The following is a 17,365-nucleotide window of genomic DNA, read 5'->3' on the forward strand; positions in this document are numbered from 1 at the left end:
AAGAAACCTTAATAAATAAGAGGGATTGACTCTATTTGCACATTTGAATTTGTCTTTCGGACTCTGCAAATTTGAGATTCACTAATAAAACACTATTTTTGTCCGTCGCTTTTAGCACCCAAGCAAACCAGTACTATATGTCCTTAAAGAAATCTATTTTAGTTATAATTTTAGTGTTACTTATTGATCAGATCACCAAAATTTATATTAAAACTCATTTTACTCTTCATGAAAGTGTAGAGGTATTTGGTTGGTTTCGTATCATATTTGTAGAAAACAAAGGCATGGCCTGGGGATTTGAACTTCCTGGGAATTATGGGAAACTGGTTCTTACTCTATTTAGATTGGTGGCCATCACCGGTATCGGATATTGGTTGTATGATTCTGTTCGTAAAAACAGTCCTACTATTCTTACTTTTTGTATTGCATTTATTTTTGCCGGTGCTTTTGGAAACATTATTGATTCTATATTTTATGGTATTTTATTTAATGAAAGTACACCTGTAGAGATTGCAAGTTTCTTACCAGAAGGCGGTGGTTACGAAAGTGTTTTTTATGGTAAAGTGGTCGATATGATTCAGTTTACTTTCTATGATGATATTTTGCCAGATTGGATTCCGTTTATGGGAGGCAAACATTTTTCATTCTTTGATCCTGTATTTAATATTGCTGATTCTGCAATAAGTATTGGTGTATTTCTATTGATTGTTTTTAATAAAAAAGCATTCCCAAAAAAATAAAACAGATCTTAAACTCTAACTAGATCAATATCCTCTCGAAGTCATTTAACTTAATGGGTTTGGTAAGATAATCTGATACTATATCGATAGATTTGGCACGTTCTATATCTCTGGAGTCTATTGAAGAACTTACTACATAAAGGTCAATTTTTTTTCTAATTTGATTTTTGATTTTAGAAAACTCATTCAAAAATTCCCAACCATCCATCACTGGCATATTAAGGTCTAAAAAGATAATCTGTGGTATCTCTTCGTTTTCTTCTTGCTGTAAGGATTGTAGAAAAAAATCTAAAGCTTCTTTACCATTATTAAAAATCAAAACAGATTCTGATAGTTTTTTTAGTTCAATGATCTTACTTACCAGATTAATATAAATAAGGTCATCATCAATGATACAAACGCTTTCTATATTTTGGGGCATTTTTTATAGCGTACAAAATTAAAGATATCGAAATATACAAAAGTATTTCTTAATTTAGGAAACCTCTATTTATTTCTTAATCGAATACACTTTTGTTGGAGTAACACAAAAATCAAGTGGTATGTCTGAGGCAGTTACATTTTCTATTTCTTCTTCAGCAGAAAAAAAAGAAAGACCGATTTTTAAAGTATTGGGATTACATTTTGCCAAAAACTTATCATAAAATCCTTTTCCGTAACCTACTCTATTTCCATTTTGATCAAATGCTAGTAACGGTACAAAAACTACTTCTATTTTATCTTCGGGGATCGGGATGCCATCAACTGGCTCAGGAATTCCCCAGGAATTTACTTTTAATGCAGTAGTGTCTGTAAGTAAAAAATGCTGCAATGTATTGTCCTTAAAATTACTTTTTGACACGATTACGTTTTTATCCTTTCCCAGAAGAATATTCAACAAAAACTCTGTATTGATTTCTTTCTTTTGATGAATAGATAGAAAAATATGATAATACGACTTTTCCCAAACAGGTAGCTCGAGTAATCGGTTTGCGATATCAATACTTAATTTCTCAACTTCTTCGTTACTTAAATGAGACCTAAGGGTTTTATATTTAGTACGCAGTTCTTTTTTATTCATTTACTAATTCTTTGGTTATACGAAAAATAGCATCTCCTTTATACACAATCGAGGACTCATTTAAATTGATAACATATCCTTCATTATTTGCTTTAACCACATGTCTCATTTTACCATAAGGGTCTGTAATTGTTGCCATAACCTCTCCTTTTTCTACATGTTTACCAATGGGCACTTTAATATGTAATAAACCGCTGTATTTTGCGCGCATCCATACACTTTTTATAACAATCTGAGTATCAGAATCACGAACTGGAGCTTCGAATTCGACTTTGAGCATTCCCAGATAGTCCAAGATTCGCATAGTCCCCTGCACTCCTTCTCTTGCTATTTCTTTGCTACTGTTTTGAGATTTTCCTCCTTCAAACAATAATATGTCCTTTCCTTTCTTGGCACAAGTAGCTCGATATGACCCCTCTAGATTCTTAGAAAAAAGAGTAAATGGGGCATTAAAAATCTTTGCTAACTCTATCAATCTTTCATTCTTAGGATCCACTCTAATATGCGGAGCATTAAATCTACTGGCTCCCCCTGTATGAAAATCTAAACAAAAATCTGCTGTTGGTAAAATCTCATTTATAAATTGATAGGCAAAACGACTTGCTAGAGACCCATTTTTGGTTCCTGGAAAAACCCTGTTAAGATCTCGACCATCAGGAAAAAATCGATCCATACTTAAAAACCCAAATACATTAAGTACAGGGATACATATAATACTACCTTTTGCAGGCTTATTGATTTTTCTAGCAATAATTTGCCTTACAACTTCTACTCCATTGATCTCATCTCCATGAATTCCTGCTGTAATAAGTACTGTAGGACCTGGTTTTTTTGATCTTTCTATAATTATCGGTATTTCTACTTTGGTAGAAGTATATAACTTGGCTATATTAAAATTTATAGTTGCACTCGTGCCAGGTAATACTTCTTTACCAAGAATATTAAGTATATTTTTTTCTGTTACTTTGGTCATTGTGCTATAAACTTCTTTCAATATAACGAATAATGGTTTTTGCGATATCTTTTCCTGTAGCGTTTTCTATACCTTCTAATCCGGGAGAAGAATTAACTTCGAGAATAAGAGGTCCTCTATCACTTTGTAGCATATCTACACCTGCCACACCTATTTTTAAAGCTTTCGCCGCCTTTATAGCTGCCTGTTCTTCTTCTTCACTAAGGGTAATCACTGATGCGGTACCTCCTCTATGTAAATTAGATCGAAACTCACCTTCTTTCCCTTGTCTTTTCATAGCTCCAACGACTTGTTCATCAACAACAAGAACTCTAATATCTGCTCCTTTGGCTTCTTTTATAAATTCTTGTACAATTACGCGAGCCTGTAGCCCATTAAACGCTTCTAACACCGATTCTGCAGCCGTTTTAGTTTCGGCCAATACAACACCTAACCCCTGAGTACCTTCTAGTAATTTAATAATTAGAGGGGCTCCTCCTACATGAGATATCACTTCAGAAACATCTTTAGAATAATTGGTAAATACTGTTTTGGGAAGTCCCAATCCTGCTTTAGATAATATTTGTAAACTTCTTAGTTTATCTCTCGATTGTAGTAATGCTTGTGACTTAAGTGTAGTAAATACATTCATTAACTCAAACTGGCGTACTACTGCAGTCCCATAAAAAGTGATAGAAGCTCCAATTCTGGGAATCACAGCATCTACATGATCTAGTTTTTTACCTCGATAATAAATTTCAGGCTTTTGTTTTTCAATAATAATATCACAATTAAGAGGGTCTATCACCTGTACATTATGCTTGCGCTTTACTGCTGCTTGAACTAAGGCATTAGTAGAATACAAACTCGTACCACGAGACAAGATTTTAATGTTCATTACAAATTTTGATTATAAGACTGATTTTCTAATTGAGGGTCAACTAAAAACTTACCGCTTAAAAATTTGCGTCCAATCAATACTGGAAAACGCATATCATCGCGAGAAGATAATGTAAGGGTTATGGGGTACGTTTTATCAAATACAATAATCTGTGTTCTAATGGCATATCGCACTTCTACTTTTCCATTATTACTTTTTACTGCTGTAATATCGTAATTTTTAAATGTAAATTTTTTACCATTATATTCTGAATGCGTTGCATCAAGAAGACTGCATTGCAATGTTTGATCAATCTCTCTGATATCGATACAATGAATAGATGAAGTATATGCTCCTGTATCGATTTTGGCATCGATACCTTTTAGCTCTAAAAGAGGAAAATCCACTTTATCAGTTCTGCCAATTATTTTCTTTTCTTTCTCCAAAAGATATGATTGATATTTGCTACTAATGTAATAAAAATCAATAAGCATTGTATTACATCTTCTCTATTTAATAGAAAACCATAACACGAACAGTAATTAACAAAAATTTAAACTCTCAATATTTGCATTACAATTCAGGTAAACCCTTAACTTTACCATTAGAATATGCAAGAAGCTACTTTAGACATACAAATTAAAATATTACCTACCAGTCCTGGAGTATATCAATATTATGATAAAGACGACACATTGCTTTATGTAGGAAAAGCAAAGAACTTAAAAAAAAGAGTCTCTTCTTACTTTACAAAAAATCACGATAACTATAAAACTAAGGTTCTTGTAAAGAAAATTCATACTATAAAACATATTGTTGTCGAAACAGAAACAGATGCTCTGTTACTAGAAAACAATCTGATTAAAAAATATTTACCCAGGTTTAATGTCATGCTTAAAGATGATAAGACATATCCATGGATTTGTATCAAAAAAGAGCGTTTCTCAAGGATATTTCTTACTCGTAATCTTATCAAAGATGGCTCAGAGTATTATGGCCCTTATACTTCGGTAAAAACAGTACATGTGCTTTTGGATCTTATCAAAGAACTATATCAGCTTAGAACATGCACTTATGATTTATCTCAGGAAAAAATAAATAATGGAAAATATAAAGTTTGTTTAGAGTATCATCTGGGCAATTGCAAAGGGCCTTGCGAAGGATTACAAGATGAAAAAGAATATCTCGAAAACCTTGAAGCCATTCGTCAAATTGTGAAAGGAAATTTTAAAGATTCTCTAAATCGTTTTAGGAACCAAATGATGATACATGCAGAGAAAATGGAGTTTGAAGATGCCCAGCGGATTAAGGAAAAAATACAAATACTAGAAAACTATCAGGCAAGATCAACAGTGGTGAATCCTAAGATAAGTAATGTCGATGTGTTTTCTATCATATCAGATGAATCCTATGGGTATATAAATTTTCTTCAACTGTCCTATGGTGCTATAATTAGATCTCACACTACAGAAGTTAAAAAGAAATTGGACGAATCTGACAAAGAACTTTTAGAACTTGCCATTATCGAACTCAGGCAACGTTTTAACTCTACATCCAAAGAAATATTTGTTCCTTTTAATGTAGAAGTAGGAGAAGGTCTAAAAATCACAATACCACAATTAGGTGATAAAAAAAAGATCGTAGACCTATCTTTAAGAAATGCAAAATACCATAGACAAGAACGTTTTAAGCAAATCAAGATCATGGACCCAGATCGGCATATAAAACGTCTGATGGCACAAATGAAAAAAGACTTAAGGCTACCCGAAGAGCCAAGACATATAGAATGTTTTGATAATTCGAATATTCAAGGGACTAATCCTGTTGCCGCCTGTGTAGTATTTAAAAATGGAAAACCCAGCAAGAAAGAGTACAGAAAATTTAATATAAAAACAGTAGAAGGTGCTAATGATTTTGCTTCTATGGAAGAAGTTGTATATCGACGTTACAAACGATTAACCGAAGAGGACCAGCCATTACCACAACTAGTAATTGTAGACGGAGGAAAAGGGCAGCTTTCTTCAGGATTAAAAGCTCTGGACACATTAGGTTTAAGAGGAAAAATAACCATAATCGGTATTGCCAAGCGACTAGAAGAGATTTACTATCCCGGAGATTCTATACCACTATATTTAGATAAAAAATCAGAGTCTCTAAAGGTTATACAACATTTACGAAATGAAGCACATCGATTCGGAATCACCTTCCATAGACAAAAAAGAAGCAAAGCTGCTTTGGACACCGAATTAGATTTAATTCCTGGGATTGGAGAAAAAACCGTTATAGAATTATTAAAAACCTTTAGATCTGTAAAAAGAATAAGTGAAGCTTCTAAACACGAATTAAGTGAAGTGATTGGAGATTCGCGCGCAACCAAAGTGTACAATTATTATCTTTCTAAAAAAGAATAAGCGTGGCCAGACACAATACATTAAGATTTTTTTTATCCGGAATACTACTTTTAGTGTTCCTTATTCCTGATATAATTTGGTCGCAAGAAAAACAACCCTTAGAGATTCATGATGATCCCGCTATAGAAGATGTAAAAATAGGATTAGTCTTAAGCGGAGGTGGTGCAAAAGGACTTGCTCATATTGGCGCTCTAAAAATAATAGAAGATGCGGGAGTACGTATCGATTACATTGGTGGTACCAGTATGGGAGCTATTGTAGGAGCTTTATATGCCTCTGGATATCGTGCAGCAGAACTCGACTCTATCTTTAGAGCTGTTGACTTTGATGCATTTATACAAGATGAACTTCCGAGAAGTGCCAAAACTTTTTATGAACGAGAAGACTCAGAAAAATATGCAGTAACTCTTCCTTTTGATAAATTTAAAATCGGTTTACCCAAAGGGTTATCTAAAGGGCAGAATTTTTATAACCAATTCTCAAGATTTACAGCTCATGTAAGTGAAGTACGCGATTTTAACAATCTCCCAATCCCCTTTTTCTGTATGGCGACTAATATTGAAACCGGAGAACAAGTACTTCTGGACAAAGGATACTTGCCCGATGCTGTTGCTGCCAGTGGTGCATTACCCTCTGTTTTTAGCCCGGTAGAATTAAATGGAATTTTAATGACAGATGGAGGAGTGACCAATAACTATCCTGTTAAAGAAATTAAAGAAAAAGGAGCCGAAATAGTTATAGGAATTGATGTACAAGACAGTTTAATGTCTAGGGACCAACTAACTTCGGTAACCGATATCATGCTTCAAATAAATAACTTCAGAACTTATGAAGCTATGAAAAATAAAGTTTCTGAAACAGATTTATACATTAAACCTTCGATAACAGATTTTTCGGTAATATCTTTTGACCAGGCTGATAAAATCATTGCTAATGGAGAAAAAGCTGCATTTGCAAACTATGAAAAGCTCAAAGCAATTGCAATGCGTCAAAAACCTGGACCAAAGAATCCTGTAATTGCTAAAAACTCAGAAAACATATTGGTAAGCAGTTTAGCCATTGCAGGAAATGAAAGATATACAAGAGCCTACATCAAAGGGAAGTTAAAACTAAAAACTCCTAGTGTTACAACTTACGGAAAATTAAATGAAGGCATTAACAACTTATCTGCAACAGGAAACTTTGATCGCGTAAGCCACAAACTCATCGATACAAAAGATGGTAAACACCTAATACTTAATGTAAAAGAGAGTGACAACAAAATGTTATTACGTTTTGCACTTCATTATGATGATCTATATCAAACTGCAGCCTTAATTAATGTTACCAGAAAAAGCCTATTATTTGACAATGATGTATTTTCTGCCGATATAGCTTTAGGTGATAACATTCGTTATAACCTGGACTACTATATTGATAAAGGTTTTTATTGGAGTACCGGACTAAAATTTCGCTATACCAATTTTAAAAAAGCAATTGATTTTGATTTTATAGGAAGATTTGGAGAAATCCCTGATTTAGATATTAATACTATCGATGTAGATTATACCGACTATAATGCACAAATCTATGCAGAAACCTTATTACAACAAACCTTTTCTGTTGGATTAGGTGCAGAATATAAACGCCTTAGTATTATTTCTGAAACGTTTGGAGAAGATGAAAATCAAATTCCAAGAACTGTATTTGAAGATAGTGATTATTGGAGTGCCTTTGGATATATTAAATTAGATACATATGACAACAAATATTTTCCGAAGCGTGGATTTTTATTTGAAGGTGATATTCATACTTATCTTTTTTCTTCTGACTTTACTGAAAGTTTTGATGAATTCTCAATTACTAAAGCGCAATTAGGGTTCGCTACACCTTTATACAACACGCTTTCTATGAATATTAGTCTGGAAGCGGGTACTAAAATTGGAAATACTTCCCTAAGTTCTCTCGATTTTCTACTTGGAGGTTTTGGCGCTAAAACCATTAATAATTTTATTCCTTTTTATGGATATGATTTTTTTGGAATGACAGGACAAAGTTTTGTGAAAGCCTTACTATCTGTAGATTATGAGATATTTAAAAAGAACCATATTAACGCATCTGCCAACTTTGCAAATGTAGGCAATAAACTATTTAGTACCGGAAAATGGTTTGAAGATCCAGAATTTTCTGGATATGCCTTGGGGTACGGCCTGGATACCTTTGCTGGACCAATACAAGTCAAATATTCTTACTCCCCAGAACTAGACGAAAGTAGCTGGTTTTTTAGCATCGGTTTTTGGTTTTAAAAAATTATACTACGAAAGAATAGAAATATTTACGATATTTGTAATGTTATGAACTTGTTTTGGCAGGATTTATTATTACTACTACACTACCTTATTAAGCGCAATCCCGAATAAGGTAGATTTGCTGTTTATTATTGTCTTATCAAAAAAAGTAGTTAATATTTTAAATTTGCAACATCATGCCTTTTTATCATACTCTTGGGGAAATCCCTCCAAAACGTCACACCATCTTTAAAAAACCAGATGGTAATTTATATTATGAACAATTATTTGGAACAATAGGTTTTGACGGAATGTCGACCAACTTATACCATTGTCATAGACCAACACAAGTAAAAGAAATCAAAGGAAGCTATAGTGTAGCTCCCAAAGTAGCTATAAAAAACAATATCAAATCTTATAGATTTCACGGTTTCAAAGTGGATCCAGAAAAGGATTATCTACAAAGTAGAAAAAATGTATTAACCAATAGTGATGCAAGCATTATTTTATCTGCTCCGCAGGAGTCCACTACCGATTATTTTTATAAAAATACTGATGCCGACGAATTAATTTTTATTCATCGCGGAAGCGGAAAGTTTCGAAGTCACTTAGGTAATCTCGATTTTAAATATGGAGACTATATTTTAATTCCCAGAGGAACTATTTACAAACTCGATTTTGATACTTCTGATAATCGATTGTTTATTGTAGAATCAAGAAGACCAATTTATACTCCAAAAAGATACCGTAACTGGTTTGGGCAATTACTAGAACATTCTCCGTTTTGCGAACGTGACATTAGAGCTCCTTATGAATTAGAAACTAATGATGAAAAAGGAGATTTTTTAATTAAAGTAAAAAAGCAGGACGAAATTTTTGATATGATCTATGCAACACATCCATTTGATGTAGTAGGATATGATGGATTTAATTTCCCCTATGCTTTTTCGATACACGACTTCGAACCTATTACTGGTAGAATACATCAACCGCCACCAGTGCACCAAACATTCGAGACCGATGCTTTTGTAATTTGTTCTTTTGTACCAAGACTATATGATTACCACCCAGACAGTATTCCTGCACCCTATAATCATAGTAATATAGATAGTGATGAAGTGTTATACTATGTAGATGGTGATTTTATGAGTAGAAATGACATTGATGCAGGGCATATTTCCTTACATCCTGCCGGGATACCACACGGTCCTCATCCCGGGGCAGTAGAACGAAGTATTGGAAAAACCAAAACCGATGAATTAGCTGTTATGGTGGACACCTTTAAACCTCTTATGGTTACCGAAGAGGCTATGAAAATAGCCGACGAAGATTACCATAAATCCTGGCTTGAGTAACCTTTAGAAAATGTTTTATAACCAAAATAGCTTTAAAAAAGATAATTTGTTATGCTAAATTACAGGAAAGATATTACAGCGCATTTAAGAGCCATGTGGTAATGTTTTTAAACTAAACGATTCGAGAAAATTATAAATACCTTTTTCTCATTGATTTATTTTTTAACTATATTATTTAAAAACATTATGTCGACCAATATAACACCTCAGAACTTAGAAAAAATAGTTCCTCAAGCAGAAGATTTCTTGCCGCTATTAGGAACAGATTATGTAGAACTCTATGTAGGTAATGCCAAACAAGCTGCCTACTATTACCAAGCAGCATGGGGCTTTCAAATTATTGCCTATGCCGGATTAGAAACAGGACGTAAGGATAGTGTTTCTTATGTACTACAACAAGATAAAATACGATTGGTTCTTACTTCTCCTCTACAACCAGATGGAGATATTAATAAACATATAAATGCTCATGGTGATGCCGTAAAAGTAGTTGCTCTATGGGTTGATGATGCTACCAAAAGCTATCAAGAAACTGTAAAAAGAGGTGCTAAATCTTATATGGAACCCACCGTCGAAGAAGATGAAAACGGTCGTGTTGTATTCTCAGGAATCCACACTTACGGAGAAACTGTACACATTTTTGTAGAACGAAAAAATTATAATGGTGTATTCTTGCCTGGTTATATGGCTTGGAACAAGCCCTATAAAACAGAAACTACAGGTCTTAAGTTTATTGACCATATGGTGGGTAATGTAGGATGGAATGAGATGAACAAATGGTGCGAGTTTTATGCTAAAGTTATGGGATTTGCACAATTAGTATCTTTTGATGATAAAGATATTTCTACAGAATATACAGCCTTAATGAGTAAGGTAATGAGCAACGGCAACGGACGTATAAAGTTTCCAATAAACGAACCTGCCGAAGGAAGAAAAAAATCTCAAATTGAAGAATATATCGATTTTTATAATGGTGCCGGAGTACAACACATAGCATTAGCTACCGATAATATTATTGAAACCGTTTCTGCACTTCAGAATCGAGGGATAGAATTTCTTACTGTTCCTGCCAGTTATTATGAAACTGTTTTGGATCGAGTTGGCGAAATCGATGAAGATCTTGCACCACTTAAAGAATTAGGAATTCTTATCGATCGGGACGATGAAGGGTATCTGCTTCAGATTTTTACCAAACCAGTCTTAGATCGCCCAACAATGTTTTTTGAAATTATACAACGTAAAGGAGCTCAATCCTTTGGTAAAGGTAATTTTAAAGCATTGTTCGAAGCTATCGAGAGAGAACAAGAGCAAAGAGGTACACTATAGAATGCCTTAACACCACATTTTAAGAAAATAGACTTATTATTTTCTTGCCATTTATATACCAATTATTTAGAACTCATCTTTTAATTGGTATATAATGTATGGTATAATATTTCTAAAAATCAAACAAAAGTTTCTCATACAAATAGTTTCCTGAAAAGTAAATTATTATGAGTTATAAACTTTCAAGAAAAACAATACAATGAAATTAGCAACAATAAAAAATAATAGCCGAGACGGACAACTAGTTGTAGTAAGCAGAGATTTAACCAAAGCTGTAAAAGTTCCTGAAATTGCTCAAACTATGCAGGAAGCTTTGGATAATTGGGATGATATCTCTCCCAAACTAGAAAAGGTGTACGACCAGTTACAAAATAATACATTACCAAATACTTTCGATTTTGATCCAACAGAAGCCATGGCTGCAATCCCCAGAGCGTATCATTGGGCAGATGGTAGTGCCTATGTTACTCACGTAGAATTAGTAAGAAAAGCCAGAAATGCCGAATTACCAGAAACGTTCTGGACAGATCCCCTAATGTATATGGGAGCTTCTGATGCGTTTATTGGAGCAAATGAAGATATTAAAATTGAAAAAGAAGAATGGGGAATAGATTTTGAATCTGAAGTTGCTGTAATAACAGATGATGTTCCTGCTGGTGTAAGTGCAAAAAATGCTCAAAAGCACATTAAACTTGTAGCAATCATTAATGATGTTTCATTAAGAAATTTAATTCCTAATGAGTTAGCTAAACAATTTGGGTTTTATCAATCAAAACCATGGACTACATTTTCTCCAGTAGTAGTTACGCCAGATGAACTAGATGATGCCTGGAGTAATGCTAAAGTACATCTACCATTAATCTCTACACTAAATTCTAAAGTTATAGGATCACCCAACGCAGGAGTAGATATGACTTTTGATTTTGGCCAATTAATTGCTCATGCAGCCAAATCAAGATCTTTAATGGCAGGGTCGGTAATAGGATCAGGTACCGTTGCAAATCAAGGAAGTCCTAATGGATCAAGCTGTTTGGCAGAAGTTAGATGTTTAGAAATTATAAAAAACGGGAAACCATCTACTCCTTTTATGAGTTTTGAAGATCGTATAGAAATCGAAATGAAAAATAAAGAAGGAGAGACTATTTTTGGAAAAATAGATCAGGTAGTAAAACAATACGAGCCTATAAATTAAGTAAATTATAGATATACGATTTTTAATTAAAAAACAAATCAGTCTATCCTGTGAGAAATAGATTAAAAAATTTTTCAGACTTATGACAGTTCTTGGTTAAAAAAGCAACCAAAATGTGCTCTTTTTATCGATTAAAGCTATTTTTTGATTTTTGAGAAAAATGCATTTTTCACAGCAAACGATATAAACTTTTGTTAAATTTCATAATAAAAAAACGTTTTCGTTTGATAATTATTCAAAAAAAGTTCATTTTTGCAAATATAGGTGGAGTGGTTACTGCCTATATCTAAAACAATAATTATTCTCATAATTTAAGTTTTTAGTTGGTTAATAAAAGTAAAGAAGAGAGCTGTGGTGGCTCTCTTTTTTTGTTTATATTTTTAGATTAGATAACAACATTCATTTTTATCTCTTCATATTAAATAGTATTTTTGGAATGGATATTGTAATTAATAGATATATCAAATTATAACAATGCCCTAAACTATGAAAAAGTATATTATAATATTGCTTTTGATAACAAGTATAGTTCCTGCTTTTGCTCAAGATAGCCATAAAGCATTCGATTCTGGAGAATGGTTTAAATTTAGAATTCATTATGGCCTTTTTACAGCTAGTTATGCTACACTTGAAATTAAAAAAGAACAGTTAAATGGGAAACCGGTACATCATATAATTGGTACAGGTAAATCATCTGGTTTTTTAAGCGTCTTTTTTAAAGTAGAAGACTATTATGAAACTTATATTGATATCAATAGAGTAAAACCATATCGTTTTATTCGAAAAATAAATGAAGGAGGACATACCAAGAATATAGAAATTAACTTCGATCATAATGAAAACAAAGCATTAGTTTTCAACAAAAAGCACAATACAAAAAAGTCTTACCCTATACAATCTGATGTACAGGATATGATGTCTTCTTTTTACTACTTGCGTAATAATATTAATACATCTTCTCTAAAAAAAGGAGACGAACAGTATGTAAATATGTTTTTTGATAACGAAAGCTATCGTTTTAAGTTAAAATTCTTAGGACGAGAAGTAATTAAAACCAAAATGGGTAAAATTGCATGTTTAAAATTTAGACCCTATGTTCAGGCAGATAGAGTTTTTAAAGAAGAAGAAAGTATGACTGTATGGGTTAGTGATGATGACAATCGAATGCCTGTAAGAATAAAAGCTGATATCCTAGTTGGTTCGATAAAAGCAGATTTAGATGCATTTAAAGGACTTAAACATCCATTTAAAATTATAGTAGATTAATGAATGAATCTATACAACCAGAGATCGCCGAAAAAATAAAGCAACTAGAAAAAAAATTTAAAAATTCTGGCCAGGATTTGGGATCATATTTAGATGGCCTGCTTCATGATCGATATTTAACCTATTGGGATTATATACATTTAGACACTTTATTAAGTTTACAAATCCCTAGAACACATTTTCCTGATGAAGAAATTTTCATCACTTATCATCAAATTACAGAGCTCTATTTTAAACTAATTATACACGAGCTAAAGCAAATTATTGATGATAAATTACAAAATGCAGCGTTTTTTACCGCTAAAATTGATCGGGTAAATCGTTATTTTAGAGTCCTGATCAATTCTTTTGATGTCATGATTAGAGGAATGGACAGAGAACAGTTTCTTAAATATCGAATGTCTCTTCTACCTGCAAGTGGTTTTCAATCTGTACAATTCAGGTTGATCGAGATATATTCGACCCCTCTGGCAAACCTTGTAAGTACTAAAGAAAGAGATCTATTTTCTGAAAAAGATGTCCTCGAAGAAGTATTCGAACATTTATACTGGAAATCTGGTGCTACCGATAAAGAAACAGGTGAAAAAACACTTACTCTTAAGCAATTCGAATATCGATATACCCCAAGAATGATGCGTATTGCTAACCAAGTACAACACAGTACTATTTTTCATAAATACCTCGAACTACCAGAAAAAGAGCAAAATAATGTGCTCCTTATCGAAGCATTACGTACTTTTGACACTAATGTGAATGTTAACTGGTTATTAATGCACATGGGTGCCGCCTATAGGTATCTCAATAAAGAGAAGGGTGAAGTTTTGGCTACTGGAGGAACAAACTGGAAAAGTTTCTTACCTCCTAGTTTTCAAAGGATCATGTTTTTTCCTAATCTTTGGACCAAAGAAGAAAAAGAAAACTGGGGTCAACAATGGGTTACTCATCAATTTAATACCGCAAAATAAAATAGTCGTCAGTTGAAGCAAATAGGTTATTTACTACTTATAGCGGTAGTATTATTTTCATGTAAGAAAGAAACAAAAGAAGCAAAAATTATTGTTCCCGAAGTTATCGAGGAAGAAAAAGCACCTCCTATTATAACCGAATTTGGTTATATCCTAAATGATTTTAATGTTGTGAAAGACACCATACGTCCCGGAGATAGTTTTGGTGCTATTATGGATACTCATGGCATAAGCAGAACTAAAGTATTCGAGATCACAAATACTATTAAAGATACTTTTAATGTAGCCAGGATCCAGGCAGGAAAACCTTATATGCTTCTTAAATCAAAAGATACCACAGAAAAAGCACAGGTATTTGTATATCAAAATAACAAAATCGATTATACTGTGATCGATTTTAGAGATAGTATTATTGCCAAAAAAAGCAAAAAACCGGTAACACTGGTTGAAAAAACTGCTTCAGGAATTATAAACAGCAGTTTAATGCAAACATTTGATGATATGGATCTCAATTTTTTGGTTGCATATAACATGGCAGATATTTATGCCTGGACTATTGATTTTACAAGATTACAGGCAGGAGATAGATTTAAGGTAGTTTATACCGAGAAATTTATTGATGACACTATTCCTGCTGGAGTTGACCAAATTAAAGCATCATATTTTGAGCACAGAGGTAAACCAATCTATGCTTTTAGGTTTATGGATGACTCTATTAACAATTCTATAGATTATTATGATGAAAAAGCTAATAATCTGCGAAGAGCGTTTCTTACCGCTCCGGTAAAATTTAGTAGAATTTCTTCGAGATATAATCTTAAACGCAGAATCAAATACTATGGTAATAAAGTAAGGCCGCATCGAGGTACTGATTTTGCTGCTCCTATAGGCACACCGATATTAGCCACTTCAGACGGAGTCGTAACCAAATCTGAACGAAGAGGTGGAAATGGCAAATATGTAAAAATAAGACATAACGCTACTTATGACACTCAATACCTACATATGAGCAGACAAGCTGTAAAAGTAGGTGAGTTTGTAAAACAAGGAGATGTTATAGGATATATTGGGATGACCGGTAATACCGGAGGTCCCCATGTATGTTACAGATTCTGGAAAAACGGAAAAGAAGTAGATCCGTTTAAACAAGATCTTCCGGCTTCAAAACCACTAGCCGATAGTCTTAAACAAAGGTTTCATAACCACATTCAACCTTTAAAGACCGAATTAGATAGTATTTCTTTTAAACCACAAAAACCACAGGAAATTTTATAGATCATGACATTACCAACTATTAACCCAACCACCACAAAAGCCTGGGAAGCATTACAATCTCATTACAAAACTATAAAAGACACACATCTTAAAGATCTTTTCGAACAACATCCAGATCGTGCTACTGTCTTGTCGATTGAATGGAAGGATTTTTATGTAGATTATTCTAAAAACAGAATAGATAAGACTACAAAAAAATTGTTATTAGATCTGGCTAGAGAAGTAAAACTTGATGAAGCCGTACAACGTTATTTTGACGGAAACACTATCAATGAAACAGAAAATAGAGCTGTTCTACACACTGCTCTTAGGACGCCATCAACATATCAAGTTACCATTGATGATAAAAATATAATTTCAGAAGTTACAAACGTAAAAGAAAAAATAAAGTCCTTTAGCCATCAGGTTATTTCAGGAAATCTTAAAGGATATACAGGTAAAGCTTTTACCGATATTGTAAATATTGGTATTGGAGGGTCTGACCTTGGCCCTGCTATGATTACAGAGTCCTTAGCTTATTATAAGAATCACCTTAACCTACATTTCATTTCTAATGTAGATGGAGATCATGTTCATCAAAACTTAAAAAATTTAAACCCAGAGACTACTTTATTTGTGGTTGTATCTAAAACCTTTTCTACTCAAGAAACGATATCCAATGCTACAACAGCAAGAAATTGGTTCACCAAAAATGCACCAAAAGAAGCGGTAGGAAACCATTTTGTAGCCGTATCAAGTAATATTTCTAATGTGACCAACTTTGGGATTGCAGAAGAAAATATCTTTCCACTATGGGATTGGGTTGGTGGTCGTTTTTCTTTATGGAGCGCAGTTGGGCTATCTATATGTTTATCTATAGGTTATGAAAATTTTGAAGCTCTGCTAGCAGGTGCTCATGAAATGGATGAGCATTTTAAGAATACTCCTTTTGAAGAAAACATTCCAGTAATTTTAGGAATGCTTAGTATATGGTATAATAATTTTTTTAATGTAGAAAGTGAAGCTATTATCCCATATTCTCAATATTTGCATAGATTACCAGCATACCTGCAGCAAGGTATTATGGAAAGTAACGGAAAAAGTATCGATCGCAATGGTAATCCTATTAACTACCAAACGGGTACGATTATCTGGGGCGAACCAGGTACCAATGCCCAACATGCCTTTTTTCAATTGATTCATCAAGGGACAAAATTGATTCCAGCAGAGTTTATTGGTTTTAAGCACTCTTTATTTGGGGATCAGGATCATCAAAATAAATTAATGGCCAACTTTTTTGCACAAACGGAAGCCTTGATGAATGGTAAAACACAAGAAGAAGTGCTTCAGGAATTAAATGCAATAAATACATCTGAAGAAACACTGAAAAAACTATTGCCTTTTAAAGTATTTGCAGGTAACAAACCTACTACTACTATTTTAATTAACACCCTTACTCCTAAAAGCTTAGGAGCATTAGTATCAATGTATGAACAACGTATTTTTGTTCAAGGTATCATATGGAATATTTTTAGCTATGACCAATGGGGTGTAGAATTAGGTAAGCAATTGGCTACTACTATCTTATCAGAAATCGATACTCATGAGATTGAAAAACATGATTCGTCAACAAATACGCTTTTACAACGGTATTTAAAGAAATCTGAATAATAAATCTATTTTCAGGGAATAAAAAA

General features: G+C 33.2%; 15 protein-coding genes. 10 read left to right on the top strand and 5 right to left on the bottom strand.

The features are described 5' to 3' along the window. Positions 1–137: 137 nt before the first annotated feature. Positions 138–740: a lipoprotein signal peptidase gene (locus DK441_RS10425; protein WP_109098681.1), complete on the top strand. Its 603-nt coding sequence runs from the start codon at positions 138–140 to the stop codon at positions 738–740. A 19-nt stretch (positions 741–759) separates the two neighbouring features. Here the strand turns inward: DK441_RS10425 and DK441_RS10430 are convergent, their stop codons facing one another. The 5 genes from DK441_RS10430 to DK441_RS10450 form a co-directional block, all read right to left on the bottom strand. Then, complete coding sequence (locus DK441_RS10430; RefSeq protein WP_109098682.1) at positions 760–1,161, bottom strand: response regulator; 402 nt, start codon at positions 1,159–1,161, stop codon at positions 760–762. Positions 1,162–1,230: 69 nt separating this feature from the next. Next, a complete protein-coding gene (locus DK441_RS10435; RefSeq protein WP_109098683.1) occupies positions 1,231–1,800 on the bottom strand; it encodes a 5-formyltetrahydrofolate cyclo-ligase in 570 nt (189 codons plus the stop codon). After that, positions 1,793–2,773, bottom strand: a complete 981-nt coding sequence (locus DK441_RS10440) for a succinylglutamate desuccinylase/aspartoacylase family protein (protein ID WP_109098684.1) — start codon at positions 2,771–2,773, stop codon at positions 1,793–1,795. The genes DK441_RS10435 and DK441_RS10440 overlap by 8 nt, the downstream gene beginning before the upstream one ends. Before the next feature lie 4 nt (positions 2,774–2,777). Then, complete coding sequence (gene rimK, locus DK441_RS10445) at positions 2,778–3,650, bottom strand: 30S ribosomal protein S6--L-glutamate ligase (protein ID WP_109098685.1); 873 nt, start codon at positions 3,648–3,650, stop codon at positions 2,778–2,780. Then, the gene (locus tag DK441_RS10450) at positions 3,650–4,078 is read right to left on the bottom strand and encodes a RimK/LysX family protein (protein ID WP_235015750.1); all 429 of its coding nucleotides are present in this window, start codon (positions 4,076–4,078) and stop codon (positions 3,650–3,652) included. The genes rimK and DK441_RS10450 overlap by 1 nt, the downstream gene beginning before the upstream one ends. 165 nt (positions 4,079–4,243) lie before the next feature. Between DK441_RS10450 and uvrC the strand changes: the two genes are divergently transcribed. From uvrC to pgi, 9 genes are all read left to right on the top strand, one after another. Next, positions 4,244–6,043 carry an excinuclease ABC subunit UvrC gene (gene uvrC, locus DK441_RS10455; RefSeq protein WP_109098687.1) on the top strand — a complete coding sequence of 600 codons (1,800 nt, stop codon included), beginning with the start codon at positions 4,244–4,246 and terminating at the stop codon, positions 6,041–6,043. Positions 6,044–6,045: 2 nt separating this feature from the next. Then, a complete protein-coding gene (locus DK441_RS10460) occupies positions 6,046–8,328 on the top strand; it encodes a patatin-like phospholipase family protein (RefSeq protein WP_109098688.1) in 2,283 nt (760 codons plus the stop codon). 179 nt (positions 8,329–8,507) lie between these two features. Further along, positions 8,508–9,665 (top strand): homogentisate 1,2-dioxygenase, encoded by a 1,158-nt coding sequence (locus DK441_RS10465; protein ID WP_109098689.1) that lies wholly within the window; start codon positions 8,508–8,510, stop codon positions 9,663–9,665. Between the two features lie 186 nt (positions 9,666–9,851). Next, the gene (hppD, locus tag DK441_RS10470; protein WP_074406880.1) at positions 9,852–10,991 is read left to right on the top strand and encodes a 4-hydroxyphenylpyruvate dioxygenase; all 1,140 of its coding nucleotides are present in this window, start codon (positions 9,852–9,854) and stop codon (positions 10,989–10,991) included. Positions 10,992–11,190: 199 nt separating this feature from the next. After that, positions 11,191–12,183 carry a fumarylacetoacetate hydrolase family protein gene (locus DK441_RS10475; protein WP_109098690.1) on the top strand — a complete coding sequence of 331 codons (993 nt, stop codon included), beginning with the start codon at positions 11,191–11,193 and terminating at the stop codon, positions 12,181–12,183. 486 nt (positions 12,184–12,669) lie between these two features. Next, a complete protein-coding gene (locus DK441_RS10480; RefSeq protein WP_109098691.1) occupies positions 12,670–13,449 on the top strand; it encodes a DUF3108 domain-containing protein in 780 nt (259 codons plus the stop codon). Next, positions 13,449–14,414 (top strand): tryptophan 2,3-dioxygenase family protein, encoded by a 966-nt coding sequence (locus DK441_RS10485; RefSeq protein WP_074406877.1) that lies wholly within the window; start codon positions 13,449–13,451, stop codon positions 14,412–14,414. The genes DK441_RS10480 and DK441_RS10485 overlap by 1 nt, the downstream gene beginning before the upstream one ends. A 12-nt stretch (positions 14,415–14,426) precedes the next feature. Further along, the gene (locus DK441_RS10490; RefSeq protein ID WP_109098692.1) at positions 14,427–15,689 is read left to right on the top strand and encodes a peptidoglycan DD-metalloendopeptidase family protein; all 1,263 of its coding nucleotides are present in this window, start codon (positions 14,427–14,429) and stop codon (positions 15,687–15,689) included. A 3-nt stretch (positions 15,690–15,692) separates the two neighbouring features. Then, entirely contained in the window at positions 15,693–17,339 is a 1,647-nt protein-coding gene (pgi, locus tag DK441_RS10495) for a glucose-6-phosphate isomerase (RefSeq protein WP_109098693.1), read from the top strand. Positions 17,340–17,365 lie beyond the last annotated feature (26 nt).

This window comes from Aquimarina sp. AU58, from assembly GCF_900312745.1.
In the GTDB taxonomy this organism is placed as follows: Bacteria; Bacteroidota; Bacteroidia; order Flavobacteriales; family Flavobacteriaceae; genus Aquimarina; species Aquimarina spinulae.

Excerpts from the sequence above, each read along its gene's own strand:
- DK441_RS10425 (WP_109098681.1), top strand. The coding sequence starts at position 138 with ATGTCCTTAAAGAAATCTATTTTAGTTATAATTTTAGTGTTACTTATT.
- DK441_RS10480 (WP_109098691.1), top strand. The coding sequence starts at position 12,670 with ATGAAAAAGTATATTATAATATTGCTTTTGATAACAAGTATAGTTCCT.
- DK441_RS10435 (WP_109098683.1), bottom strand. The coding sequence starts at position 1,800 with ATGAATAAAAAAGAACTGCGTACTAAATATAAAACCCTTAGGTCTCAT.
- uvrC (WP_109098687.1), top strand. The coding sequence starts at position 4,244 with ATGCAAGAAGCTACTTTAGACATACAAATTAAAATATTACCTACCAGT.
- pgi (WP_109098693.1), top strand. The coding sequence starts at position 15,693 with ATGACATTACCAACTATTAACCCAACCACCACAAAAGCCTGGGAAGCA.
- DK441_RS10440 (WP_109098684.1), bottom strand. The coding sequence starts at position 2,773 with ATGACCAAAGTAACAGAAAAAAATATACTTAATATTCTTGGTAAAGAA.
- DK441_RS10475 (WP_109098690.1), top strand. The coding sequence starts at position 11,191 with ATGAAATTAGCAACAATAAAAAATAATAGCCGAGACGGACAACTAGTT.
- rimK (WP_109098685.1), bottom strand. The coding sequence starts at position 3,650 with ATGAACATTAAAATCTTGTCTCGTGGTACGAGTTTGTATTCTACTAAT.
- DK441_RS10485 (WP_074406877.1), top strand. The coding sequence starts at position 13,449 with ATGAATGAATCTATACAACCAGAGATCGCCGAAAAAATAAAGCAACTA.
- DK441_RS10465 (WP_109098689.1), top strand. The coding sequence starts at position 8,508 with ATGCCTTTTTATCATACTCTTGGGGAAATCCCTCCAAAACGTCACACC.
- hppD (WP_074406880.1), top strand. The coding sequence starts at position 9,852 with ATGTCGACCAATATAACACCTCAGAACTTAGAAAAAATAGTTCCTCAA.
- DK441_RS10430 (WP_109098682.1), bottom strand. The coding sequence starts at position 1,161 with ATGCCCCAAAATATAGAAAGCGTTTGTATCATTGATGATGACCTTATT.